General features: G+C 61.2%; 21 protein-coding genes. 14 read left to right on the plus strand and 7 right to left on the minus strand.

Annotated elements, in window-relative coordinates:
- The first annotated feature begins 81 nt into the window (after window positions 1-81).
- From AC5J09_RS06725 to AC5J09_RS06755, 7 genes are all read left to right on the plus strand, one after another.
- Window positions 82-1,242, plus strand: coding sequence for a Gfo/Idh/MocA family protein (locus tag AC5J09_RS06725; protein ID WP_324763768.1), 1,161 nt, complete (start codon window positions 82-84; stop codon window positions 1,240-1,242).
- A 12-nt stretch (window positions 1,243-1,254) separates the two neighbouring features.
- On the plus strand, window positions 1,255-2,139 hold the full coding sequence (locus tag AC5J09_RS06730; RefSeq protein ID WP_100670386.1) for a carbohydrate ABC transporter permease: 885 nt from the start codon (window positions 1,255-1,257) through the stop codon (window positions 2,137-2,139).
- The gene (locus AC5J09_RS06735; protein WP_100670384.1) at window positions 2,136-2,993 is read left to right on the plus strand and encodes a carbohydrate ABC transporter permease; all 858 of its coding nucleotides are present in this window, start codon (window positions 2,136-2,138) and stop codon (window positions 2,991-2,993) included. The genes AC5J09_RS06730 and AC5J09_RS06735 overlap by 4 nt, the downstream gene beginning before the upstream one ends.
- Window positions 2,994-3,022: 29 nt before the next feature.
- Window positions 3,023-4,252, plus strand: coding sequence for an ABC transporter substrate-binding protein (locus AC5J09_RS06740; protein ID WP_100670382.1), 1,230 nt, complete (start codon window positions 3,023-3,025; stop codon window positions 4,250-4,252).
- A gap of 88 nt (window positions 4,253-4,340) precedes the next feature.
- Complete coding sequence (locus AC5J09_RS06745) at window positions 4,341-5,471, plus strand: ABC transporter ATP-binding protein (RefSeq protein WP_324763767.1); 1,131 nt, start codon at window positions 4,341-4,343, stop codon at window positions 5,469-5,471.
- Between the two features lie 2 nt (window positions 5,472-5,473).
- Window positions 5,474-5,974: a GNAT family N-acetyltransferase gene (locus AC5J09_RS06750; protein WP_324763766.1), complete on the plus strand. Its 501-nt coding sequence runs from the start codon at window positions 5,474-5,476 to the stop codon at window positions 5,972-5,974.
- A 149-nt stretch (window positions 5,975-6,123) separates the two neighbouring features.
- Complete coding sequence (locus AC5J09_RS06755) at window positions 6,124-6,507, plus strand: VOC family protein (RefSeq protein ID WP_324763765.1); 384 nt, start codon at window positions 6,124-6,126, stop codon at window positions 6,505-6,507.
- Between the two features lie 721 nt (window positions 6,508-7,228).
- Here the strand turns inward: AC5J09_RS06755 and AC5J09_RS06760 are convergent.
- The 3 genes from AC5J09_RS06760 to exoT form a co-directional block, all read right to left on the minus strand.
- Window positions 7,229-7,486, minus strand: a complete 258-nt coding sequence (locus AC5J09_RS06760; RefSeq protein WP_324763764.1) for a hypothetical protein — start codon at window positions 7,484-7,486, stop codon at window positions 7,229-7,231.
- Between the two features lie 19 nt (window positions 7,487-7,505).
- Window positions 7,506-8,084, minus strand: a complete 579-nt coding sequence (locus tag AC5J09_RS06765) for a thermonuclease family protein (protein ID WP_324763763.1) — start codon at window positions 8,082-8,084, stop codon at window positions 7,506-7,508.
- Window positions 8,085-8,447: 363 nt separating this feature from the next.
- Window positions 8,448-9,932, minus strand: coding sequence for a succinoglycan biosynthesis transport protein ExoT (gene exoT / locus AC5J09_RS06770; protein WP_324763762.1), 1,485 nt, complete (start codon window positions 9,930-9,932; stop codon window positions 8,448-8,450).
- Window positions 9,933-10,056: 124 nt separating this feature from the next.
- On the opposite strand from exoT, the gene exoW reads away from it, so the two are divergent.
- Window positions 10,057-11,016, plus strand: a complete 960-nt coding sequence (exoW, locus tag AC5J09_RS06775) for a succinoglycan biosynthesis glycosyltransferase ExoW (protein ID WP_324763761.1) — start codon at window positions 10,057-10,059, stop codon at window positions 11,014-11,016.
- Window positions 11,017-11,130: 114 nt separating this feature from the next.
- Window positions 11,131-12,081, plus strand: coding sequence for a succinoglycan biosynthesis protein ExoV (exoV, locus tag AC5J09_RS06780; RefSeq protein WP_324763760.1), 951 nt, complete (start codon window positions 11,131-11,133; stop codon window positions 12,079-12,081).
- On the opposite strand, the gene exoU is transcribed toward exoV, so the two are convergent.
- Window positions 12,072-13,100, minus strand: coding sequence for a succinoglycan biosynthesis glycosyltransferase ExoU (exoU, locus tag AC5J09_RS06785; RefSeq protein WP_324763759.1), 1,029 nt, complete (start codon window positions 13,098-13,100; stop codon window positions 12,072-12,074). The two genes, exoV and exoU, sit on opposite strands and share 10 nt — an antisense overlap.
- Before the next feature lie 133 nt (window positions 13,101-13,233).
- Entirely contained in the window at window positions 13,234-13,530 is a 297-nt protein-coding gene (gene exoX / locus AC5J09_RS06790; protein WP_324763758.1) for an exopolysaccharide production repressor ExoX, read from the minus strand.
- A gap of 770 nt (window positions 13,531-14,300) precedes the next feature.
- Between exoX and exoY the strand changes: the two genes are divergently transcribed.
- Genes exoY through exoZ form a run of 4 tightly spaced genes read left to right on the plus strand, consistent with a single transcriptional unit; the run spans window position 14,301 to window position 18,619 of the window.
- Window positions 14,301-14,981 carry an exopolysaccharide production protein ExoY gene (gene exoY / locus AC5J09_RS06795; protein WP_100670362.1) on the plus strand — a complete coding sequence of 227 codons (681 nt, stop codon included), beginning with the start codon at window positions 14,301-14,303 and terminating at the stop codon, window positions 14,979-14,981.
- A 53-nt stretch (window positions 14,982-15,034) separates the two neighbouring features.
- Complete coding sequence (exoF, locus tag AC5J09_RS06800; RefSeq protein ID WP_324763757.1) at window positions 15,035-16,300, plus strand: exopolysaccharide production protein ExoF; 1,266 nt, start codon at window positions 15,035-15,037, stop codon at window positions 16,298-16,300.
- 7 nt (window positions 16,301-16,307) lie between these two features.
- Entirely contained in the window at window positions 16,308-17,615 is a 1,308-nt protein-coding gene (locus tag AC5J09_RS06805; protein ID WP_100670358.1) for an O-antigen ligase family protein, read from the plus strand.
- Window positions 17,612-18,619, plus strand: a complete 1,008-nt coding sequence (exoZ, locus tag AC5J09_RS06810; protein WP_324763756.1) for an exopolysaccharide production protein ExoZ — start codon at window positions 17,612-17,614, stop codon at window positions 18,617-18,619. The genes AC5J09_RS06805 and exoZ overlap by 4 nt, the downstream gene beginning before the upstream one ends.
- Before the next feature lie 87 nt (window positions 18,620-18,706).
- On the opposite strand, the gene galE is transcribed toward exoZ, so the two are convergent.
- Window positions 18,707-19,693: a UDP-glucose 4-epimerase GalE gene (gene galE / locus AC5J09_RS06815; RefSeq protein ID WP_324763755.1), complete on the minus strand. Its 987-nt coding sequence runs from the start codon at window positions 19,691-19,693 to the stop codon at window positions 18,707-18,709.
- Between the two features lie 532 nt (window positions 19,694-20,225).
- Here galE and AC5J09_RS06820 point away from each other — a divergent pair.
- The gene (locus AC5J09_RS06820; RefSeq protein WP_100670354.1) at window positions 20,226-22,040 is read left to right on the plus strand and encodes an ABC transporter ATP-binding protein; all 1,815 of its coding nucleotides are present in this window, start codon (window positions 20,226-20,228) and stop codon (window positions 22,038-22,040) included.
- Between the two features lie 156 nt (window positions 22,041-22,196).
- Here AC5J09_RS06820 and AC5J09_RS06825 read toward each other — a convergent pair whose 3' ends face one another.
- The gene (locus AC5J09_RS06825) at window positions 22,197-22,643 is read right to left on the minus strand and encodes a hypothetical protein (RefSeq protein ID WP_102764490.1); all 447 of its coding nucleotides are present in this window, start codon (window positions 22,641-22,643) and stop codon (window positions 22,197-22,199) included.
- Window positions 22,644-22,647: the final 4 nt, after the last annotated feature.

Consider the following 22,647-nt stretch of genomic DNA (forward strand, 5'->3'; position numbering starts at 1 on the left):
TCCGATTTTTCATTGACGAGGTGAAAAATCTGTCCCAGTCTACGAAAAATAATTACGCCGAGACAAGGGAACAGCGCGAGCATGAAAGTCGGGATAATCGGACTCGGATTCCGTCTGGGGTATCTGGGCTATGTCTTCAAGGCGATCGACGAAGCCTTCGAGATCGCGGGATATGTCGATCCCGAACCAGCCGGCCTTGCCACGCTTACCGAAAAAGGCATTTCCGCCGGCAGGGCCTACGCCACGCCTGAAGAGCTGATCGCCGGCGAAAAGCTCGATCTCCTGATGATCGGCTCGCCGAACCACATGCATCTCGATCATATCCGCATCGGTCTCGAGGCCGGTATCAAGGTCTTCTGCGAGAAGCCGATCGTCAGCACGATAGAACAGAGCCTGGAACTTGCGGCGCTGCTTTCGAAACACGGGCCCGACCGGCTGATGGTCGGTCTCGTGCTGCGTTATGCGCCGCTCTATCGTGACCTGCGCGCTGCGCAAGCCGCGGGAACGCTCGGTCACGTGGTTTCGATCGAGGCCGCCGAGCACATAGAGCCCTATCACGGCGCATTCTTCATGCGCGACTGGCGCCGCTACGGACGTTATGCCGGAAGCTTCATGCTCGAGAAATGCTGTCACGATCTCGATCTCTACAATGGCGTGGTCGGCGTGCGGCCGGAACGCGTCGCCAGTTTCGGCGGCCGCAAGAGCTTCATTCCGGCCAATGACCCCAGTCGCGACGGCGTCAACGACCTGCAGCTCTTCCACCGCAAGCCGAGCGGCTGGCTCGGTTCCGACAAGGTCTTCGACAGTGACGGCGACATCATCGACTATCAGGTCGCCATCGTCGAATATGCCAACGGCGTCGCGATGAACTTCCACACCAACCTCAACGTGCCGGACCAGTTCCGCCGCTTTTGCGTCGTCGGATCGCGCGGCATGGCGGAGGGCGACTTCATTCGCGGCTATCTGGACGTGCACGAGGTGCTGTCGGGCAGGAAGGTCGTCGAGAAGCGCTACGCCAAGGAGACGGCGCTTTCGCAACACTACGGCGCCGACGAGCAGATGGCGGCCGAGATCATCGCGCATGTGCGGGATGGCGGTCCCCTGCCGGTCTCGCCGCTCGACGCGCTGGAAGCGGGCATACTGGCACTGTCCATGGATGAGGCGCGGATGAAACGGACAGTCGTCGATCTTCGGCCCCTCTGGGACCGCTTCGATGAAGCCCTGCATGCCCGTGCGGCTTGAGAGGGGGAGGGGATGAGCGTTCGGCGCAGCACGATCATCTTCGCCTGGATCCTGCTGCTTCCGGCCGTTTTCTACGTGACGGTTATCGTCGCCTATCCGCTGGTCGATACCTTCGTCCTGTCCTTCACCGATGCCTCGCTGAAGAAGACGACCAATTGGATCGGCACAGCCAATTACGACAAGATCTTCAACGCCACCTTCGCGGAAGTGATCCTCCGCACCTTCGTCTGGACCGCCTTCTCGGTGACGATCAAGATGATCATCGGCACATTCGGCGCCGTGATGCTGAACGCCGCAGTCCCGGGGCGGGCGCTTTTTCGCCTGCTCACCATGCCGCCGTGGATCGTGCCCATGGCGATCGGCATCTTCATGTGGGGCTGGATGTATAACGGCCAGTTCGGGATGATCTCCGGTATGCTCCAGAACTGGGGGCTTGTGGACGGTCCGGTCGCCTTCCTGGCGCATGGCTCCACCGCTTTCTGGGCGACCATCGTCACCGACGTCTGGATCGGCGTGCCCCTCGTAACGCTCTACATGCTCGCCTCGATGCAGGCGATCCCGCAGGATCTCTACGAGGCCGCCTGGACCGACGGAGCAGGGCGCTTCTACCGCTTTCGCCGCATCACCCTGCCGCTCCTCGTGCCGTCGATGATCACCATGTCGATGCTGTCGCTGATCGCCACCTTCAACTCGTTCGACATCATCTGGATCCTGACCCAGGGCGGGCCGAACGGCGACACGACCACGATGATCATCGACACCTACCGCACCGCGATCGGCTCGAAGAAGTACGGGGAGGGCGCGGCGCGCGCCGTGCTGATCTGCATCTTCCTGTCGATCTTCTGCATCGCCTATTTCCGCGTCACGCACCGTCTTGCCACGGGAGAAAGCCGATGAGCCAGCCCGCAATGATCAACCGCTATCGCTGGTACGAGCTCGTCGGCATCTATGCGGGCATCTTCGTCTTCCTCACTTTCATCCTCGCGCCTTTCGTCGAAGGCTTCCTCGTATCTCTGAAGCCGCTGAGCCGCCTTTTTTCCTCTCCCTACCGCTTCTGGCCCGAGGACGGCTCCTTCGAAGCCTATCGCACCATGTGGGTGAGCGTGCCGGGCTTCGCCCGCTATATCTTCAACTCCTTCTTCATTTCCATCATCGTGACAGCCGTCGTGCTGGTGCTGGTGGTGCCGGCGGCCTATGCCTTTGCGCGCTTCAGGTTCCGTGGCAGCGGGGCGCTGCTTGCCGCTTTCCTGGCGGTCAACATGTTCTCGGGCGCCGTGCTGCTCATCCCCCTCTTTCGGCTGATGCGCAGCTTCGGCGTGCTGAATACCTATTTTGCCATGATCGTGCCGGGTGTCGCCTTCCTGATCCCCTCTGCTATCTGGCTTCTGCGCACCTACATGATGCGCATCCCGCGCGAGCTGGACGAGGCAGCCTTCGTCGACGGTGCGAGCCATTTCTACACTCTTCGCCGGGTGATCCTGCCGATCGCCATGCCGGGTATCACCGTTGTGGCAATCACGACCTTCATCGGCTCCTATGCCCAGCAGTTCATTTTCGCGCTGACCTTCAACTCAAAGAGCGAGTACATGCCGCTGCCCGTGGGCCTTTTCGCCTATTTCGGCCGGCAGGAGGTGGTCTGGAATGAGCTCATGGCGGCGAGCTTCGTCGGCATCGCTCCGGCCGTGATCGTGATCTTCTTCCTTCAACGCTATCTCGTCAGCGGTCTGACCGCCGGCGCGGTGAAACAATAAGCAACCATTAAAACAGGGGAGTTTCATCAGTGACTATTGCTTGCAAAGCTACCTTTTTCACGCTTGCGCTGCTCGGATCGACCGCTCTCGGCAGCGTCGCCGCACAGGCCGCGGACCAGGAGATCAGCTGGATCTATTGCGGCGACACGATCGATCCTATCCACGAGAAATACATCAAGGAATGGGAGGGGAAGAATCCCGGCTGGAAGGTCACGCCCGAAGTCGTCGGCTGGGCCCAGTGTCAGGACAAGGCGACGACGCTTGCCGTGGCCGGGACGCCGGTCGGCATGGCCTATGTCGGATCGCGCGCGCTCAAGGAGTTCGCCGAGAACGAATTGATCGTTCCGGTCCCGATGACGGAGGACGAGAAAAAAGGCTACTATCCGAATATCGTCGACACGGTGACATTCGAGGGAACGCAGTGGGGCGTCCCTATCGCATTTTCCACCAAGGCGCTCTACTGGAACAAGGACCTTTTCAAACAGGCCGGTCTTGATCCGGAAGTCCCGCCCAAAACCTGGGCCGAAGAGATCGCCTTCGCCAAGCAGATCAAGGAAAAGACCGGTATTGCGGGTTACGGACTTCCGGCCAAGACCTTCGACAACACCATGCACCAGTTCATGCACTGGGTTTACACCAATAACGGCAAGGTCATCGACGGCGACAATATCGTCATCGACAGCCCGGAAGTCCTTGCCGCCCTGCAGGCCTACAAGGACATCACCCCCTATTCGGTCGAAGGGGCGACGGCTTACGAGCAGAATGAAATCCGCGCCATCTTCCTTGACGGGAAAGTCGGCATGATCCAGTCGGGCTCCGGGGCTGCCGCCCGACTGAAGGAAACGAAGGTCAATTGGGGTGTAGCGCCGCTGCCGCTCGGCCCTTCGGCCAAGGGTGAAGGCACCCTGCTGATCACCGACAGCCTTGTGGTGTTCAAGGATACGGGTGTCGAGGAGAAAGCGATCGAGTTCGCCAAGTTCATCACCTCTCCCGGCCCGCAGGGCGAGTACGAGTTGCAGGGCGGTGCAGGTCTGACGCCGCTTCGGCCGTCTCCGAAGGTGGACGAATTCGTCAAGGCCGATCCGTCCTGGAAGCCGTTTATCGACGGGATAGCCTATGGTGGTCCGGAGCCGCTCTTCAAGGACTTCAAAGGTTTCCAGAACACGATGATCGAGATGGTCCAGTCGGTGGTGACCGGCAATGCCGAGCCGGCGGATGCCCTGAAGAAGGCGGCCGCCGACCTCGAACAGTACAAATAAACCCGCCGGGACCGCAGGGCCTCGGCTCGGCGGTCCCGCCTTCCCTATTGGCGGCTATGCCGCTGCGCCGGTGGCCGGAGACAGATTATTGGGACAGCTCACTCTCAACAAGGTTCAGAAATTCTACGGCACCTACGAGGTGCTAAAGAGCATCGAGCTCGAAGTCGGGAATGGCGAATTCGTGGTCTTTGTCGGACCCTCCGGCTGCGGCAAGTCCACGTTGCTCAGAATGATCGCGGGGCTTGACGAGACGACCGCCGGCGACATCGTCATCGACGGGAAGCGCGTCAACGATCTGCCGCCGGTCAGGCGGGGCATCGCCATGGTCTTCCAGTCCTATGCACTCTACCCGCATATGAGCGTGTTCGAGAATATCGCCTTTCCGCTCAGGGTCGAGAAAATGCCCGAGGAGAAACTGAAGGCGAAGGTCGAGCATGCCGCCCGCATATTGCATCTCGACCAGCGGCTGGAGCAGAAGCCCGGCATGCTTTCAGGCGGCCAGCGCCAGCGTGTGGCAATCGGGCGGGCGATCGTGCGCGAGCCGAAGATCTTCCTCTTCGACGAGCCTCTTTCGAACCTCGACGCGGCATTGCGGGCCGACATGCGCATCGAGCTTGCGAAACTTCACCGCCAATTGAAGGCGACGATGATCTACGTCACGCACGACCAGGTCGAGGCGATGACGATGGCGGACCGGATCGTCGTGCTGAATGCCGGTGAGATCGCCCAGACGGGAGCGCCGCTCGAGCTCTATCACAAGCCCGCCAATATATTCGTCGCCGGCTTCATCGGGCACCCGAAGATGAATTTCCTGCCGGTCATCTGCACCGGCGTCACGGAGGCCGGCGTGGAAGTGGACTACAAGGGGCAGACGGTCCTTGTGCCGGTCATGCCCCGCGCAGGCATGGCCGGCCGATCCCTGACGCTCGGAGTCCGGCCGGAACACATCCAGATGGGTGCCGCCGACCTGACGCTGACGGTCACCCCATCGGTAATCGAGCGTCTCGGCGCTCACACCGTGGCCTATGTGGCGCTCGACGGGGAGGGCGAGAACTATTGTGCCATGCTGCCGGGAACGCTTGCGATCCGTGCGGACGAAACGATCAGGACCGGCATCCGCGCCGCCGACTGCCATCTCTTCGACGAGAACGGGGTCGCCTTCGAGCGCCGGGTCGAGATGACCGACATCGACATGGCCCTCTTCGACCCGGCGGCGTGATCGTGAGCACGACGATCAGACTGCTTGTTATCGATGATGTCGCGACCTTCCGCAGCATTCGGCTGGAGGCGCTTCGGACGGAGCCGGCCTCCTTTGCCAGCAGCGCCGAAGATTGGGAAAAGCTGCCGGACGAGGAGTGGCGGCGCAGAACCGTCGGCAACCCCGTCTTCGTTGCCTTCCAGGACGATGTCCCAATCGGCATCATGGGCCTGATGCGTCAGAGCGCCAGCAAGATGGCGCATCGCGCGACGCTCGTCATGGTCTATTTGCGCCGGGAACTGCGCGGAACCGGGCTCGCGAGGCGGCTTCTGGATGCTGTCGCGGATTACGCACGAAATGAGGGCATCAAACAGCTGGAGCTTGCCGTCAGCGCCGACAACCCGACGGCGATCCGATTTTACCATCGCGAGGGCTTTTCTGTAGCCGGCCGCATTCCAGGCGGTTTTCTTCACGAGGGCCGGGAGATTGACGATGTCATCATGGTGAAACGCATCGCCGATTGAGTGCCGGCCCGTCTCACGTGCGGGCCGCCCCCCTCGCCGCACGAGGTGGGGACCAGCAGTCGCGAAAGGGACATTGACGTCGCCAATAATCGCGCGAAAATTGGTAGCGTATTCGCGCTGTTTTGGTGAACTCGGATCGGGAGGCGGGAATGTCGGAAACAACCGTCAACGTGCGTTATATGGTGGACGACGTCGAGGCTGCGGTCGAATGGTACACGAAGTATCTCGGCTTTTCGCTTCTCTCCAACCACGCTCCCGCTTTCGCGGATGTCAGGCGGGGTGCCCTGCGGCTGTTGCTGAGCGGCCCATTGAGCTCTGCGGGACGGCCAATGCCGGACGGCGAACGTCCTTCGCCGGGCGGCTGGAACCGGATTCATCTCATCGTCGACGACCTGACTGTCGAGGTCGAGCGCCTGCGCGTCGCCGGCGTCAGGTTTCGCAACGACGTCGTGACCGGACCCGGCGGATCGCAGATACTGCTGATCGATCCCTCCGGCAATATGGTGGAGCTGTTTCAGCCAGCGGCTCGCTGACGGCTGCAGGTTCCGAGTCGAGAGCGTTTCACTGTTCCTGTGAAACAGTGAAACGCTATAGCCCTTTGAAGCTACGTGCCCCGAAAGATGCCGTATCCACCGTCCCTGTCGAGAGGGCGAATGGCACGGTGCGCCCACTGCATGTTTCCTTTGATCGTAGCCGATCAATGGACAAAAACATGCAGCAGCTCAAAGTGCTACAGCGACCTTTGCGTGTCTCGGAAGGCGCGACGCTATAGGAAAACTTTTCGGAGGGCTGCAACCTCTCCTCACCTCATCCTTGTGCTCGTCACAGGGATGAGAGCAGCGCCGCGTCTGCGGCGCGGGAAGCGTTCTTTCAGCCCAAGGACTTGGTCTGGCTGGATTCCTGTGACAAGCACAGGAATGAGGGACCGGGATGTGCAGCTACTACATCGAAGCGAAGCGGGACGCTGTATAGCGGCGTGACCCGGGACCTTCCGCGCCGCCCCGCTATCTTCATGGTTTATGAAACGCGTCGAGGACCGCACCCTCTCCACCCTCATCTCTGTGCCTGTCACAGAGATCCAGCAGCGCCGCGTCCGCGGCGCGGGAAGCGTTCTTTCAGCCCAAGGACTTGGTCTAGCTGGATTCCTGTGACAAGCACAGGAATGAGGAATTCAACAAGCGGCGGCGGGTATTCGATCTCAACAGGCCTGAGGCCGTGCAGTCGGCAGAGCTAGGCCATAGGTCGTTATCGGAATCAGCGATCCTTTGGTTTTGCGGAGACGGTCTTGGTGTCGCCTTCGCGAAGCGGTTTCGCCAGCTCGTCAACCTCGCTCTGGCGTTTTGCAGCAACCAAAGGGTCCTTCGATTTGAGTGAAGGCACGAAGATCGCCGCCAGAACACCGATCGGCCCGAGAAGACAGCCGATGAGCAGCCAGAGCAGACTATGGCCGCCTCGGACCGCCGCGACGACGGCGGTAACAATGGCGCACAGGATCCAGAGTTCTAAGATCATTGGCTCTCGTTTGCAGCCTTCAACAATTCGGCTTTCGGTTTACGCGGCCGACGCGCGCCGCGCAGGCGTGTTCGGGCTGTGCGCGCCAGATTCCGGCACCGTTCGATTTGGCAGTTTGCTGCGCGGATGCATAGAGGCCTTTGTTGTCCGTGTCGCGATCGACTGCATTGCCGGACTCGATCAACCAGCGGTTCACGTCTTTGCCATCGGCCCGGAAACACGTTCCGACGAAGCGGCCGTAACGATCCCGTCCGGCAAACTCGCAGCGGGTCGGACGGGATGCCGACAAGAATGCATCCAGGGCCGAGGCCGATTCCTTGCCGCACCGATAATCTGCTCCTCTTTCATCGAGGCAGACCTGCCACTCTTCCGGCGCGTCCACACTGTTAAGTTGGACGCGTTCGCCCGCGATTTCAATAGTATCGCCGTCGATCACCGAGGCGTGACCAATGATCGGATCTGCGGCCTCGGCGTTATGGGTCATAAGAAGCGTCGCCAGAGCGGCGCCGAGTGCCCGCGCGCCGGCAGAGACCGGTCGTGCCGAGTGCGGCGCGCGCCTGCCGCCGGCGGCAGCTACCGCGCTTTTGATGCCGATCATGCCCCATCCCCGTTCAGCCGAAATACCCGAACAGGCTAACCCAGGTGGGTGCCATTCACATCCTTCAAAACTATGGGTGAATGCCACCGCGGCGTGCAAATCGACGTGACTGAGCGCGTGTAGTCGCGCGACTTTTGCTCGTCAGGCGGATGATTCGCGATGCCGCGCGGTCAGAAGACGAACATATAGAGCAGGATAATGACGATGAGGGGAACGCCCATCAACCAAAGAATAATGCCTTTCATCTCGACCATCCATGTTGTTGCCGTCGAACTGTAACGCGGCGTGCCGCAAACCGTTCCCGCGGCCGCGCCCTGGCGGTAACAAACTCGTCCCTTTTTCTCAACAGTCGGGCTCGTCTGACTATTCGGCGGCTCCTGCGGGAGCGGCTCTCGGCTTGCGTGCTCGCGCCATTTCCAGGAGCCTCCGCAACAGCGATCGCTCCGTCAAAAGGATCAGAACCGTGTAGATCACGGTGCCGATGGCCGTTCCGGCGACCAATTGCAGAACGGCGTTCGGCACATGGGCGCCGAAATGCTCGAGCAGGAAACGGACGACGAGCGCCATCAGCAGCGCCGCGATCATCGGCCGGCTGGATAGGAACAAGCCCTTGACGAAGGGCGTGCTGTCGGCACGAAACACCACCCAGGAGTATCCGACAAGCGTTACGGCATTGACGATGCACAGCCAGATCATCGCCTCCACCAGCGAGCCGTCGATGGCTCCGTAGGCGACCGCACCCGTTGTCGCAATCGCGCGAATCAGCGCCCACCAAAACAGGACGGCTCCCTGGCCGACCCCCTTCAGATAGGGGATGAACGTGCTGCAGGGGGTGAGAATCCCTTTCGATAGCGCGAGAAGTCCGAGGACCGGCCAGGCATAGGCCCATTGGCTCCCGAAAAGTACGAGCATCGCCGGCTCGGCAAGTGCCCAGAGGCCGAACATCATCGGCGCCAGCAGAACGGTGGTCACCTGAGTGCTAAGCATCAGCGCCTGTGATCGCCGCTCGCGATCATGCATCATCTGGCCGAAGGTTGGGAACAGCACCCCCATGACGGCGGAGAGGACGATCTGGTTCGGGATGCTCGCGAACCGGTTTGCCGCCGAATAGGCGCCGGCGTCGGATAGCCCGAGATAGCGGGATATGACGACCATCGGGGATTGGAAGGTGATGAAGTTCGCGATCTCGGAGCCCATCATGCCGAAACTGAAGCGGCTGAGCGCCAGAACGCGTTGCAGCGAGAATACGAAGCGCGGTGCGTAGCGGGAAACGGCATAGAGGCCGGACAGGCGCACCAGCGCGGAGACGAAAAGCTGGGCGAGCAGCGACCATATGCCGAAACCGAGCAGCGCCAGAAGGACGGCAATGACGGCACCGAGCGATTCGGAGATCATGCTCCAGACGGCGTCCTTGCGGAAATTCATCCTCCGGACAAGCAGCGAATAGGCGACGTCGCCGCCGAGCTGCAGCGGGATCAGCAGGCTCATGATCCTTAGCAGGTAGGCAGCCTCCGGCGCGCCGAGCAGCGTGGCCAGAGGCTCGGCAAATACGAACAGTCCGAGCGCCATCATGAGCGCGATGGCGAGGTTTGCCCAGAAAACCGAGTGCACGGTTTCCATCTCCTCATCCTGCTGGATAACGAGTGCGGAGGTGAGGCCGGCGCCGCCGATCATGGCCAGGAACTGCACCACGGTGAGCGCAACGGCGACGGCGCCGAACTCCTCGGGAGACAGAATGCGGGCCAGAATCGGCACCGTGACAAATTTAAGCCCGAATGTCCCTGTCTTGGAAAGAACGCTCCAGCCGACGTTGCGCGTTACGGTTTTTGCGTTAACGGTTGGGGTCATTGGCGAGGATTCCGTGAAAGTCCTTTGAAGGAGGAATGCAAAGGACAAACTCTAGATATACGGCCGCGACCCGGTGGGAGGAGACCACGCAGACTCTTTTTAGAGAAACCGCAGGGGCGAAAAGATGGCGAAGCTCACAGTTGTCATTCCGTACTACCAGAAGGAACCCGGAATTCTCCGGCGCGCGCTGGCATCCGTTTTTGCTCAGACGCTCGAGGATTTCCACGTTCTCGTGATCGACGACGAATCCCCCTATCCGATAGCGGACGAGCTTGCCGGGCTCGCCCAGGAAAAAAGGGAGCGCATCACCGTCATCCGCCAGCCTAACGGCGGGCCGGGTGGCGCGCGCAATACCGGTCTCGATAATGTTCCTTCCGACAGCGACTTCGTCGCTTTCCTCGATTCCGACGACGTCTGGACGCCGGATCATCTCCTGAACGCCTATCAAAGCATGACGCGTTTCGACGCCGACTGCTATTGGGCCTCGATCACGGGCGGCGACGCCTTCTACTATCATTTCGGGGTCGCGGATCTCGAAAAGAGCGAGACGGTCACGCGCCTCTCGGAAAGTCCGCTCGTCGTCGAGCTCCCCGAGCTTCAGGACGTCATGCTGAAGAACTGGAGCTTTCTTCACATGTCCTGCATGGTGATCGGGCGCAAGCTCTTCGAAAAGGTGCGCTTCGAGGCCACGCTCAAGCTTGCGGCCGAGGACGTGCTCTTCTTCTGCGACTGCGTCCTCGCATCCAAGCGCGTCGTTCTTTGCGATGCAGCGGGCGCGGTGCGCGGCGAAGGGCTCAACATCTTTCATTCGATCGATAACGACTCGCCTCAGTTCCTGAAGCAGCAGTTCAACACCTGGGTTGCACTCGACACGCTCGAAGGCCGATATCGTAACCGGCCAAAGGCGATGGAGGCGATCCGATCCTACAAGCATACGGCGCGTCGGCAGGCGCTATGGAGCCAGGCACGCCGGATAAAGCGCAGGAAACTGCCGCAATTCGATCTTCTTGCCCGCTGGCTGTGGCGAGACCCGCGATTGATCGGCAGCGCCGCCGAGTTGGCGGTTGGAAAACTATCCCGCTAACTTCCTTCGGCCCGATCGGGCACGCGCTGCTTGCGCTGACAACACCCGGAAATCAAGCGACGACATTCGCCGCGGCGCGTGTCGGGTCGCCTCACATTACAAACGGAGACGGTCATGAAGCCGTATTATTGGGAATCCCAGCACGGAAATTTTGGTGACGACCTCAACCTGTGGCTTTGGGATTTCCTGCTGCCCGGTTTTCGCGAGGTCCACCCGGAGACGCTGCTCGTCGGGGTCGGAACGGTCTTGAACCGCGCACTGCTGCCCGAGGCCACCCATAAGCTCGTCATCGGCAGCGGTTTCGGCTACGGCACGCTTCCCGACATGAGCGACCCTAAGGAATGGGATATCCGCTCGGTCCGCGGCCCGCTGACGGCTGCGAAGGTCGGCGTGGCTCCCGAGCTCGGCATCATCGATCCTGCGGTGATGGTCGCTGACCTTCCGGAGTTTCAAGACCTTCGAAAGATTTATAAAAGAAGCTTCGTACCACACTGGGAATCGGCGATCGCCGGATTGTGGCCGGCGATCTGCGACGCGGTCGGGCTCAACTATATCGACCCGCGTGGCGAGGCCAAGGACGTCATCCGAAAGATCGGCCAGTCGGAGCTTATCGTCGCCGAATCCATGCACGGCGCCATCCTGGCCGACGCGTTCCGCGTTCCCTGGACCGCGGTCAGTACGTCGCACAGCATCAACAGTTTCAAATGGAACGACTGGGCCCAGACCCTCGGTGTCACCTATCGCCCCCGGCGGGTGCCGGTATCGACGCGGGCGGAAGCCATGATCAAGGGTGCCCGTTTCTGGGGCATGGAGTTCCAGGCGAAGGAGCCGCAGCCGGAGGACCCGAACCGCCGGCAGATCGACGGAGACCTGGCCGTCGCCGAGCGTGAACCACGCCAGACTTCATTGCGCGCTACCGCCAAGCGAGCGCTCGCTGCGCCGGCGACGCTGGCGCTGTGGCAGGCAAGCCGCGCGGCGCCACAATTGAGCAGGGACAGTGCGCTGGCAGAGCGCAAGGAGCGTTTCCGCACTGTGCTCGACGGCATACGCCGGGATTATTTTTGAGGCTGATCCACGGCGAGAGTCTCGAGCAGATAGCGCACTTCGCCCTTTCCACCGAGAGCGAGGGGCGCGGGCGAATCGGACGGACGAAAACGTTCGGTCTTGTCCGCAAGAATTCCGCCAACGATCGCCGGCAGTGCGGCCGGATGGGTCAGGGCGTAGCCGATTGCACGACCGAAGCCCTGCTGATTCTTGAGATCGAGAAAATGCCGTAGTTCGTAGCGGTCGCGAATGTGCCGCTCATGCCGGCGGACCGCCGCTTCGCCGTCGCTGCTCAGTCGGCTCCCTGCGAGAATTGCACGGTCCGCCTCATAGAGACGCTTGAGGTCGATCGTCCGGTGACTGCCGCTCAGCGAGTTGCCGCGGACGACCGCGGCATAGCCGCAACTGTGGATGATCTTGTAGCGTGCGCCATTGGCGAGGGCGCGAGCGTACAGATCGTAATCTTCACCGAGGCGCAGTGTCTCGTTGTAGCGCAGGCCGTGCTGGTCGAGGAAGGCGCGCCGCATCAGCGGTTTCAGAAAGCCGATTTCGCCGCGCCGCAAGCCGCGCCGCGAGATGTTTCCTTCGACGAAGCCGACAAGATCAATGAGCCGGGGAGTAGGGTCGAACCGGTCGATCCTGCCGTGCGCGTTTGCCGCCTGCGCGGCATCGATGAAGGCGATGTTGTCGGCGACGAAGTCCCAGCCGTCCTGCGAAAGCAATTGGCCCAGTCGTCCCGGAAAGAAGAAATCATCCGCGTCGAGCACGCCGATAAGCGGAGAATGCGAGATCGCAATCGCATGATTGCGCGCGGCCGCGGGGCCGCGGTTTTCTTCGAAGCGAACGACATTCAGCCGCCCCGTTCCGTCATCCGCAGCGCGTGCCACCGAAGCGGTATCATCGGTCGAGCCGTCATCGATGACGACGACTTCTGCCGCCTCCGGTTCGGCAAGCGCCGAAGCAATCGCGCGTGCGATGGTGTCGGCGGCATTCTTTGCGGCAATGATGATGCAGACGTCCGTCGGCGCGGCTGCGGTCATGTGAGGCCTCCAGCAAGTTATCGGCTGCCGCGCCTCAAGGGCGCGAAGGTGCCGAACCATGCCGCGCGATCATGTCGCAAACGCGTCAGGCGAAAAATTTTTTGCAAGTGCGAAGGAGAGCAGCGTCAGCCGCTCAGGAATTGAGATGATGAGGCCGGTTCAGTCTGCGCAACGAGACCTTCCCCGGTTGCTTCTCATCGTTGGCGGCTTCGGCCGTCACGAACTGCTTCTGAGAAGAAAGCCTGCGGCGCTCCCGTGCCTCTTTCCATACGAGGAACAGGACGGCGGCGAAGTAGCCGACCTGAATAAGGACTGCGCAGATCAGGGTCTGAATCGCCGTCGAGGCGGGCGATCCGTTGAGGTAATAAGTTGCAACGGCAAAAGCCGCCAACGCGCCGATCATGCTCAGAAAAACACGCGGTGCGAACATGGCGCTAACCTACCTTCGGGTCTGCGATTGGGAACCTCATTAGAGTTGTTGCCCTCTCCTCCTGCCCGGCCACTATATTAGCGCCCGCTTTTCTCTTCAACCAGGAAACGCTACTTTGTTGCAGTCGAGCATACATCGGAAATCTTTCCGCCGTCTTTAAGCATTGGCTCCATTTCGCACAATTCAAACGGGTGTGATCGCGGATAAGTTCCCCATTTCGGGGGCAGTTTGCCGCTTGAAATGGATGCGGAGCGAACGCGGCCGCCGTGCCCCTAAAATTGCAGGGCCTTTCGTAAAGCTGTCTTGCACGCTGCCTCTAACGGCGTGTAGCCGACCCTTTTTTCCAATCAACTTTTGTTACACCTGTTTGGGCGGGTAGCCCGAGCAACTGTGCGCCGCAATAAAATGTTGCAATGCAAAAACTGTCGAGGGAAGTTGCCGCGCGTCAATTTCGGGCGCCAGTGGTCCGCCGTCCGCCAGTGCAGAATGATGCGTCTATTAACAATACTTTATAATCCGAAATAACTAGCCCCCGATGATGTTTCCGGTGTGCGATGCCGCGGGGAACTATCCTGAGCCTGATTTGCGCTCTCCGAAATTAACTCTTCGTAATATTTCGCGACTTTAGCTGGCTTGAAGCCTCTGGGGGAAGGGCGCCGGAGGGCTGCCATCATTCCGCCTTTAAAAAACAAATTCTGACCACACACTCACGTTAGATGAGCCCGCGTCCCACGGGACCGACAATCGCCAACGTAAATGGAGTCACCTCTATGAAGTCCGCGACTCGCTCGGCCAGTTCGCCGTTTTTTATCCCCGAGGAAACCGGGGCAGTCCGACCGATCGGGGGCATGGCAAAACGCAGTTTCGACATTCTTGCCGCCTCCGTGGCCCTCCTTCTCTTCAGCCCGCTCTTTTTGCTCATCATGGCCCTCGTCAAGTTCTCGGACGGCGGCAGCGTCTTTTATGGCCATCGTCGAATCGGTCACAACGGCCAATCCTTCAAGTGCCTCAAATTCCGTACGATGATGGAAAAGGGCGACCAGGTCCTGGAAGAGTTTTTCAGGAACAATCCCGACGCCTATGAAGAATGGCGTACGACACGCAAGCTTCAGAATGATCCGCGTGTCACCGTTGTCGGGACAGTCCTGCGTAAGCTCAGCCTCGACGAGTTGCCGCAACTCCTCAACATCATTCGCGGTGAAATGAGCGTCGTCGGCCCCCGTCCGGTGGTCGAAGACGAACTCGAACTCTATGATTCGGCCGCCGTGTTTTATCTGCGCTCGCGTCCCGGCCTGACGGGGCTCTGGCAGATCAGCGGCCGCAACGACGTCTCCTACGCCACGCGCGTCGCTTTCGACACGCAATATGTCCAGAACTGGTCGCTTTTCGCCGACCTTGTCATTGTCTTCAAGACGATCCCTGCCGTCTGCCTCTCCCGCGGCAGCTACTGAAATCTTGGCGCCGGCCCGGCACGGGCAACGTCGAGCAACGGAAATATCCAAAAATGCAATCGAATAGACGATCAGCGAAATCCGCTGGTTCCCGCATGGCTTCCTATTTTACCCGCCTGGCGCTCCTTGCTGCACTCGCAGCCTCAGGGGCGTCGCTGGCGTCGGCCGATGAATACCGGCTCGGCGTCATGGACAAGCTTCGGGTTCGCGTGGCCGAGTGGCAAACCGCCGAAGGAACGGTCCGCGACTGGTCTGCCGTCAGCGGCGACTATACGGTGGGCCCATCCGGCAACCTTTCCCTGCCCTTCGTCGGCGATCTGCCTGCCTCCGGCAAGACGACGCAGGAGGTGGCCGAAGAGATCGGCGTCAAGATGCAGAAGCTTTTCGGCCTCAGGGATCGCCCATCCGCGTCGGTGGAGATGGCGCAATATCGTCCGATCTATCTCTCCGGCGAGGTGCAGACGCCGGGAGAATACCCCTATGCTCCCAACTTGACGGTCTTGAAGGCCGTCAGTCTCGGGGGAGGGCTGCGGCGGGCGGATAACGGCCAGCGATTCGCGCGCGACTACATCAATGCCAGCGGGGAATCCGCGGTGCAGGTTGCGGAACGCAGCCGCCTGCTCATTCGCCGCGCGCGACTGCTTGCCGAAATCGGCAAGCGCGACACAATCCCCATGCCCGAGGAGCTCAAGAACGTTCCGGACGCCGACAAGCTGCTCGCCAGCGAGATCGCGCTTATGGAATCGCGTGACAAGCGCCAGAAGCGTCAGCTCGATGCGCTTGCCGATCTGAGATCCCTTCTTCAAAGCGAGATAGAAGCACTCGCAAAGAAAGCCGAAACGCAGGCGCGCCAGCTCGACCTTGCCACCGAGGATCGCGACAAGGTCGACAGCCTTGCCGAAAAAGGGCTGGCGCTCAGCCAGCGCAAACTGTCCCTTGAGCAGCGGGTCGCGGACGTTCAGGCGTCACTGCTGGACATCGACACCGCATCCCTCAAGGCGAAGCAGGATGCGAGCAAAGCGGCGCAGGACGAAACGAACCTCCGCAACGACTGGGATGCTCAGCTCGCTCAAGAGTTGCAGAACACCGAAGCCGAGCTGGACACGCTGACGTTGAAGCTCGGCACCAGCCGGGATCTCATGACCGAGGCGCTGCTGCAGTCGGCAGATGCCGCCCAGCTCGAAGATCAGGCCGCCGCGATCACCTATTCGATCATTCGCGACAAGGACGGCAAGCCGACCGAAATCGCCGCCGACGAGAACACACCCGTGCTCCCCGGCGATGTCATCAAGGTGAATACCGCCCTGGCAATGCGGTGAGGCAGGCATGAGGATATCCAAGGCGAGCCTTGTCAGACCTGGAGCGAATGAAGTCTACGGCATCTTCGCCTTGGCCTTGTCGCTCTTCGTCTTTGCCTATTCGGCGCGCTTCGGACAGGTTTCTATCCTCGCCTATTATGGCCTGTGGCTGCCGCTCGTCCTCGTGGACTACCGCAAGGTTCTCGGCAACTACGCCAGCTATCTCTGGATATTCGCTTTCACCATCTTCGCCTGCATTTCGATCTTCTGGTCTGCGGCCCCGTCCTTGTCGCTGCGCACCGGAATACAGTATCTGAGCCATGTCGTCTGCGCGCTCATCGCGATGCGCACGATCGACACCCGCACGCTGACGCGCGGCATGATTGCGGGCGCCGCAATCGTGCTCCTCTATTCGCTGCTCTTCGGTACCTATCATTACGATCCGCTGGACGGCACCTACAGCTTCGTTGGCGCATTCGCGTCGAAGAACCAGTTGGGCTTCTACGCCTCGCTCGGCATCTATTTCGCCTTCGCGGCCGTCTTTGTGCTCGGGGAAAAGGGCCTGTGGATGGGCGCGGCAGGGGTTGCCGGATTGCTTGCAGCCTATTGCCTGCTGACGTCGCAATCGGCGACCTCCGTGTTGACGACCGCGGCCGTCATCGGTCTTTGCCTCGGGATGCGGGCGATCACGGCCTTGCGTCCCGCGAGCAGGAAGCTCCTCTTCATTGCCGCGTCGGTATTCGGCGGCGTTGCCGCCGTCGCGATGATCTATGCCGGCGGCGTCGATCTGATCCTCGGCGCCTTCGGCAAAGATTCGACGCTCACCGGGCGCACCTATCTTTGGCAGCAGGGCATCGAGGCGGCGAAGGCGTCGCCGCTCTTCGGCGTCGGCTACCAGGCCTATTGGGTGCAGGGCTTCTCCGAGGCCGAGCGGCTATGGGAGGAGTTCTATATCGGTTCGCGCGCCGGGTTCCATTTCCACAACACCTTTATCGAAGCGGTCGTGGAGACGGGCCTGGTCGGCCTGATCCTGCTTACCATGGTGCTGGTCATAGCGCTCGTCGGCCAGTTGAAGCGCCTGCTCGCGGAGGATCGAGATCCGGAGGCGATGGTGCTCTTCGGTGTCGGCGCGCTGCTCTTCGTTCGTGCCTTCGTCGAAATCGATATACTCACTCCCTACCACGTCGGATCCTTCCTTTTGTACTTCACGGCGGGGAAACTGACGATACCGCGTCGCCGGCAGGCAGCGACCCTGCTCTGGCCGGCAGGATTCCATCCGGCGCCCTACGGGCGGTCTTTCGGCCCGATGATGCCGCGGCCGGGAGACGGCCATTGAAGACGATCTACGGCATTCAATATCTTCGCGCGGCTGCGGCAATCGCCGTCGTGCTCTTCCATGCTGCGGAAAAGACAGGCTATCATTTCACGATCGGAGCCGCCGGCGTCGATGTTTTCTTCGTCATCAGCGGCTTCATCATGTGGGTCATCAGCGACCGCCGATCCGTGACCCCCGTAGAATTCATCGCCGATCGCTGCCGCCGCATCGTGCCGGTCTATTGGCTCGCGACCGCCGTGATGGTCGCCGGGGCACTGGCGGGTCTGTTCCCCAATCTGGTGCTGACACTGGAACATGTTCTGGCGTCGCTGTTCTTCGTGCCCGCGCGCTCGCCGAGCAGTGGAGAGATTTGGCCTGTGCTGGTGCAGGGCTGGACGCTCAATTTCGAGATGCTCTTCTACGCCGTCTTCGCCGGCTCGCTGTTCATGCCGCGCAACTGGCGGCTGCCCGTCGTCACAGGGCTGTTCCTTGCCTTGGTGATCGTGGGCCGCGTGGTCGCCTTCGACGATCCGGTGATGCTGACCTATACGCGACCGGTCATTCTGGAATTCGTCGCCGGCATGATCATCGGGGAGTTCTGGCTGAAGGGCAGGGTACCGCCGCTCGCCGTTGGATCTGCCCTGCTCGCCTGCTCGCTCGGCGGCTTCGCTCTCATCGGTGTGCTCGGCCTGCCATTCGACGAACTGACGACCGGGCCGCTGGCGGTTCTGCTCGTCACCGGGGTGCTTTCGCTCGAGGTGAACGGCTGCGTGCGGGCGCTGCCGCTGCCGGGGCTTCTAGGAGACGCCTCCTATTCGATCTATCTCTGGCACACATTTGCGATTTCTGTCGTGGCCAAGGCAGGCCTTGCGATCGGTCTCGGCGCACCCGTGACGATGTTCGCGGGGGTTCTTTCGGGAACGCTCATAGGGATCGCTGCCTATATGATGCTCGAACGCCCGTTGCTGCGGCGCGGCCGGGCCCGGCGTGTCACGCCGGGCCCGGCACGCCGAGCGGCCGAATAGAAAAGCTCCAGGAAAAGCCCGAACGGCTTACCTGGAAGACCGGGCTGCCCCGTCATTTCCGGCAGCCACGGTCGCTGGTCGGGAAGATCAGCCGCCCTGATTTCTGCGCGAGTGCCAGTTCCAGGCCGATTCGGTGATCGCCGCGAGATCGTATTGCGGCTCCCAGCCGAGAACCTGACGCGCCTTGTCATTGTTGGCGACAAGCGTGGTCGAGTCGCCTTCCCGGCGTTCGGCGTAGCCGATGTTGAACGGTCGCTTGGCCACTTTTTCGATGGCGTCCAGCAGCTCCTTCACCGTGGTACCGGTGCCGGTCCCGAGATTGAGTGCGACGCTCTCGCCACCCTCCAGGAGATAGTCGACCGCCCGCACATGGGCATCCGCCAGATCGAGGACGTGGATATAATCGCGGACGCACGTTCCGTCGCGCGTCTCGTAGTCGGTGCCGAAGACCTTGAAGCCTTCGCGCCGCCCAAGTGCCGCATCGATGGCGAGCGGGATCGCATGGGTCTCAGGCTCGTGCCATTCGCCGATGCGGCCCTCGAAGTCTGCACCCGCGGCATTGAAATAGCGCAGGATGACCGAGCGAAGGCCCTTGTAGAGACCGTAGTCCTTCAGCGCCTGCTCGCAGATCCACTTGGTGCGACCATAGGGATTGATCGGCGCCTGCTTATGGCTCTCGTCCATCGGTACGCTGTCGGGTAGTCCGTAGGTCGCGCACGTCGATGAGAAGACGAAGGCATCGATGCCCGCGGCAAGCGCCGCAGACAAAAGGGTCAGCGTGCCGATGACATTGTTGTCATAGAAGGCGGCCGGGTCCTTGACCGACTCGCCTACCTCGATCATCGCCGCGAAATGCAGGATCGCCCGCGGCTTGTGCCGGGCAAGAACCTCTTCAAGACGCTGCCGGTCACGGATGTCGCCCTTTTCGAGGACGCCCCATTTGACGAATTCCTCGTGGCCGTTGGAGAGGTTGTCGTAAACGACGGGTTGGTAACCCTTTGCCGCAAGCTGAAGGCAGGTATGCGAGCCGATATAGCCGGCGCCGCCGACCACGAGAATGTTGTTGTTCTGCACGGGCAACCTCTGAGGATGATTTCTGAAATTCGACAGGGCAGGCTTTGCAATGAATAGCGGCGAAATTTCCAACACATTATGAAAGTTCTGCAAAATCGCGGCATTTTCAACAGCTTCGCGGCGGGGACCCCAGACTGAACCGACGTTCGATCCCGGATGCCGCAGGCTATGGCCGCATGTCGCGGCGTGATCCGGCAAACTGTTGCAAACTTGCAGCACGCCGGCTCTGCTTGCAGGAAAATACAATATTGGCGCTTGGCGCGCGCCGCGTCCTCAACTATAAGCGGTCCTCCGGCAATCAGATTAGGGAGGTTACGATGCAGGCATTTTCTTCTCCCTACGGGGCGGATCCACGATCCTGACCTTCTGACGCAAGCGTTCGCGCTTCTTCGCAGCAGGCAGGAATTGTCATCGCCCCACCGCTTCTTCTTAGAAGCCGGCGATCCGCTGATGCCGTTCTGACCCTTTCCCCAACGGCATTTTCACGCTTTCGAAATATTGAGGCCGGTGCGCTCGTCACCGGGCAACACCTATGGCATTTACTCGTTTCACGGCGCGCAACCGCGCCTTCCGTAGCGTTTTTCGATTCTCCTGGGCCCATTGGAAGAAGCAGCCGGTGCGGCTCGCGGCTCTACTGTCAACCGTACTGCTTTCGACGCTCGCCGATGTGCTTACGCCGCTCTACTCCGGCCGGCTGGTCGACGCGGTGATTTCAGGTGCGGCGAGCGACGAGGTTGCCTGGAACGCGGCGATGGCGGCCTTCATGATGTTGATGGCGCTGTCGTTCGGTGCCATCATCCTCAGGCATGTGACCTTCATGGGTATCGTCAGCCTCACGCTGAAGATGATGTCGGATATCGCCGCGGCCGCCTTTCATCACATCCAGCGGTTCTCCAGTGACTGGCATGCCAACAGCTTCGCCGGTTCCACGGTCCGCAAGGTCACGCGCGGCATGTGGGCGCTCGATCTCTTGAACGATACGCTTCTCGTCGCGCTTTTCCCTTCTATCGTCATGCTGGTCGGGTCCACGGCGCTGATGGCCTGGTACTGGCCGATGATGGGGGTGATCATCGGTCTCGGCTCGATCGCCTTCATCGCCGTTACCGTTTCCCTGTCACTCGGCTATGTGGCGCCGATGGCGAGCCTTGCCAACAGCTGGGACACACGGCTTGGCGGGGCGCTCGCCGATGCGGTCAGTTGCAATACCGTCGTAAAGGCCTTCGGTGCGGAAGGGCGAGAGGACGCACGTCTCGCCAAGGTTCTCCGCAAATGGGAGAACCGGACGCGCCGTACCTGGTCGCGCGGCACGCTCAACGGTACGGCGCAGGGCGCAATGCTTCTCGTCCTGCGCGCGGCCGTGATCGGCTTTGCTCTCCTGCTGTGGGCGAGAGGGCAGGCGACCGCAGGCGACATAACGTTCGTGCTCACCTCGTTCTTCATCCTGCAGGGTTATCTGCGGGAGGTGGGGATGCATATCCGCAACTTGCAGCGGTCGATCAACGACATGGAGGAGCTCGTCGCCATTCACGGCCAGCCGCTCGGCGTCGAGGACCGGCCGGGCGCAAAGCCCATCCGCATCACCGAGGGCGAGATCGAGTTCCGCGATGTGACTTTTCACTACGGGGCCCACCGCGCACCCCTTTACGAGGGATTCTCGGTCAATATCGCGGCCGGCGAGCGTGTCGGTCTCGTCGGGCATTCCGGTTCCGGCAAGACGACGTTCATCAAGCTGATCCAGCGTCTCCATGACTTGAATGCCGGCGAGATCCGCATCGACGGGCAGAATATCGCCGACTTCACCCAGGCGTCTCTGCGCCAGCAGATCGCCATCGTGCAGCAGGAGCCGATCCTGTTTCACCGCTCGCTTGCCGAGAATATCGCCTATGCACGGCCGGGAGCGACGCAGCGCGACATCGAGGAGGCGGCAAGGCTTGCCAGCGCGCATGACTTCATCGCCGCCTTGCCCAAGGGCTATGGGACGCTGGTCGGCGAACGTGGCGTGAAGCTCTCTGGCGGCGAGCGCCAGCGGGTCGCTATTGCCCGCGCCTTTCTGGCGGATGCACCCATCCTCATCCTGGACGAGGCGACGTCGAGCCTCGATTCGGAGTCCGAGGTGCTGATCCAGCAGGCCATGGAGCGACTGATGACGGGGCGCACCACGCTCGTGGTCGCACACCGGCTTTCCACGGTGCGTGCGCTGGACCGGCTGCTGGTCTTCGATCGGGGCCGCATTGCGGAAGAAGGCGATCACGGGGCGCTCATCCGCGTCAAGGGCGGCATCTATCGCAGTCTCTTCGAAAGACAGGCACTGGAGCTGACGAAGGGGCTCATTCTCAGCGAGGGATGAGGCCACAAGCCCGGGCAAACGGCCGGTCGACCGCTGCGAGCAAAGATGCGGCGATCGACCGGTCGTGTAGACAGGCGCACGGCTCGGCGGGCAGGGCCGCGCCAATTTTCAACGAGTTACAAGGTCTTGGGCCTGCCTGAGGTCCCAATGCCGCAGTCACTCTTGCGGCAACGGAATCAACGTATTCGTCGTGCTCTTGGTCGGCTTCTCGCCCGGAACATGGGACATGGTCTTCGTCCGGCTCTGCAGTCCGTCGTCCGTAACCTTGGTCTTGGTCTGTGACTTGCTGAACGTTCCTTTGTCCATGGCCTGAGCCTTGGACTGTCCCTGCAGCTGGGAGGGATTCTCGTTTACCTTCGTCTGGCTCTTTGCCTTTCCTTGCGAGGTTGCTGCGCTTCCGCCGACGCCGATCGACGATGTCGTTCCGTCATCGGTTCTGCATGTGCCGGCCGTTCCCGACGTGCTGGCTGAGGTGCCGCCGGCCGCGGCACTTCCGCCAGATCCGACAGTTCCGGCCACATCGCAGTCCTGAGCGTGCGCTGGTACGAAGGCAGCCGATGCCGACATCACGACGGAAATTGCGAGTATCGTTCTTCGAAGCATCACA

The sequence above is a fragment of the Sinorhizobium sp. genome, assembly GCF_059070375.1.

What these genes read in the sequence shown, in the direction of transcription:
- AC5J09_RS06725 (WP_324763768.1), top strand. Translation starts at nt 82, where the DNA reads ATGAAAGTCGGGATAATCGGACTCGGATTCCGTCTGGGGTATCTGGGC.
- AC5J09_RS06730 (WP_100670386.1), top strand. Translation starts at nt 1,255, where the DNA reads ATGAGCGTTCGGCGCAGCACGATCATCTTCGCCTGGATCCTGCTGCTT.
- AC5J09_RS06735 (WP_100670384.1), top strand. Translation starts at nt 2,136, where the DNA reads ATGAGCCAGCCCGCAATGATCAACCGCTATCGCTGGTACGAGCTCGTC.
- AC5J09_RS06755 (WP_324763765.1), top strand. Translation starts at nt 6,124, where the DNA reads ATGTCGGAAACAACCGTCAACGTGCGTTATATGGTGGACGACGTCGAG.
- AC5J09_RS06760 (WP_324763764.1), bottom strand. Translation starts at nt 7,486, where the DNA reads ATGATCTTAGAACTCTGGATCCTGTGCGCCATTGTTACCGCCGTCGTC.
- AC5J09_RS06765 (WP_324763763.1), bottom strand. Translation starts at nt 8,084, where the DNA reads ATGATCGGCATCAAAAGCGCGGTAGCTGCCGCCGGCGGCAGGCGCGCG.
- exoT (WP_324763762.1), bottom strand. Translation starts at nt 9,932, where the DNA reads ATGACCCCAACCGTTAACGCAAAAACCGTAACGCGCAACGTCGGCTGG.
- exoW (WP_324763761.1), top strand. Translation starts at nt 10,057, where the DNA reads ATGGCGAAGCTCACAGTTGTCATTCCGTACTACCAGAAGGAACCCGGA.
- exoV (WP_324763760.1), top strand. Translation starts at nt 11,131, where the DNA reads ATGAAGCCGTATTATTGGGAATCCCAGCACGGAAATTTTGGTGACGAC.
- exoU (WP_324763759.1), bottom strand. Translation starts at nt 13,100, where the DNA reads ATGACCGCAGCCGCGCCGACGGACGTCTGCATCATCATTGCCGCAAAG.
- exoX (WP_324763758.1), bottom strand. Translation starts at nt 13,530, where the DNA reads ATGTTCGCACCGCGTGTTTTTCTGAGCATGATCGGCGCGTTGGCGGCT.
- exoY (WP_100670362.1), top strand. Translation starts at nt 14,301, where the DNA reads ATGAAGTCCGCGACTCGCTCGGCCAGTTCGCCGTTTTTTATCCCCGAG.
- exoF (WP_324763757.1), top strand. Translation starts at nt 15,035, where the DNA reads ATGCAATCGAATAGACGATCAGCGAAATCCGCTGGTTCCCGCATGGCT.
- AC5J09_RS06805 (WP_100670358.1), top strand. Translation starts at nt 16,308, where the DNA reads ATGAGGATATCCAAGGCGAGCCTTGTCAGACCTGGAGCGAATGAAGTC.
- AC5J09_RS06820 (WP_100670354.1), top strand. Translation starts at nt 20,226, where the DNA reads ATGGCATTTACTCGTTTCACGGCGCGCAACCGCGCCTTCCGTAGCGTT.
- AC5J09_RS06825 (WP_102764490.1), bottom strand. Translation starts at nt 22,643, where the DNA reads ATGCTTCGAAGAACGATACTCGCAATTTCCGTCGTGATGTCGGCATCG.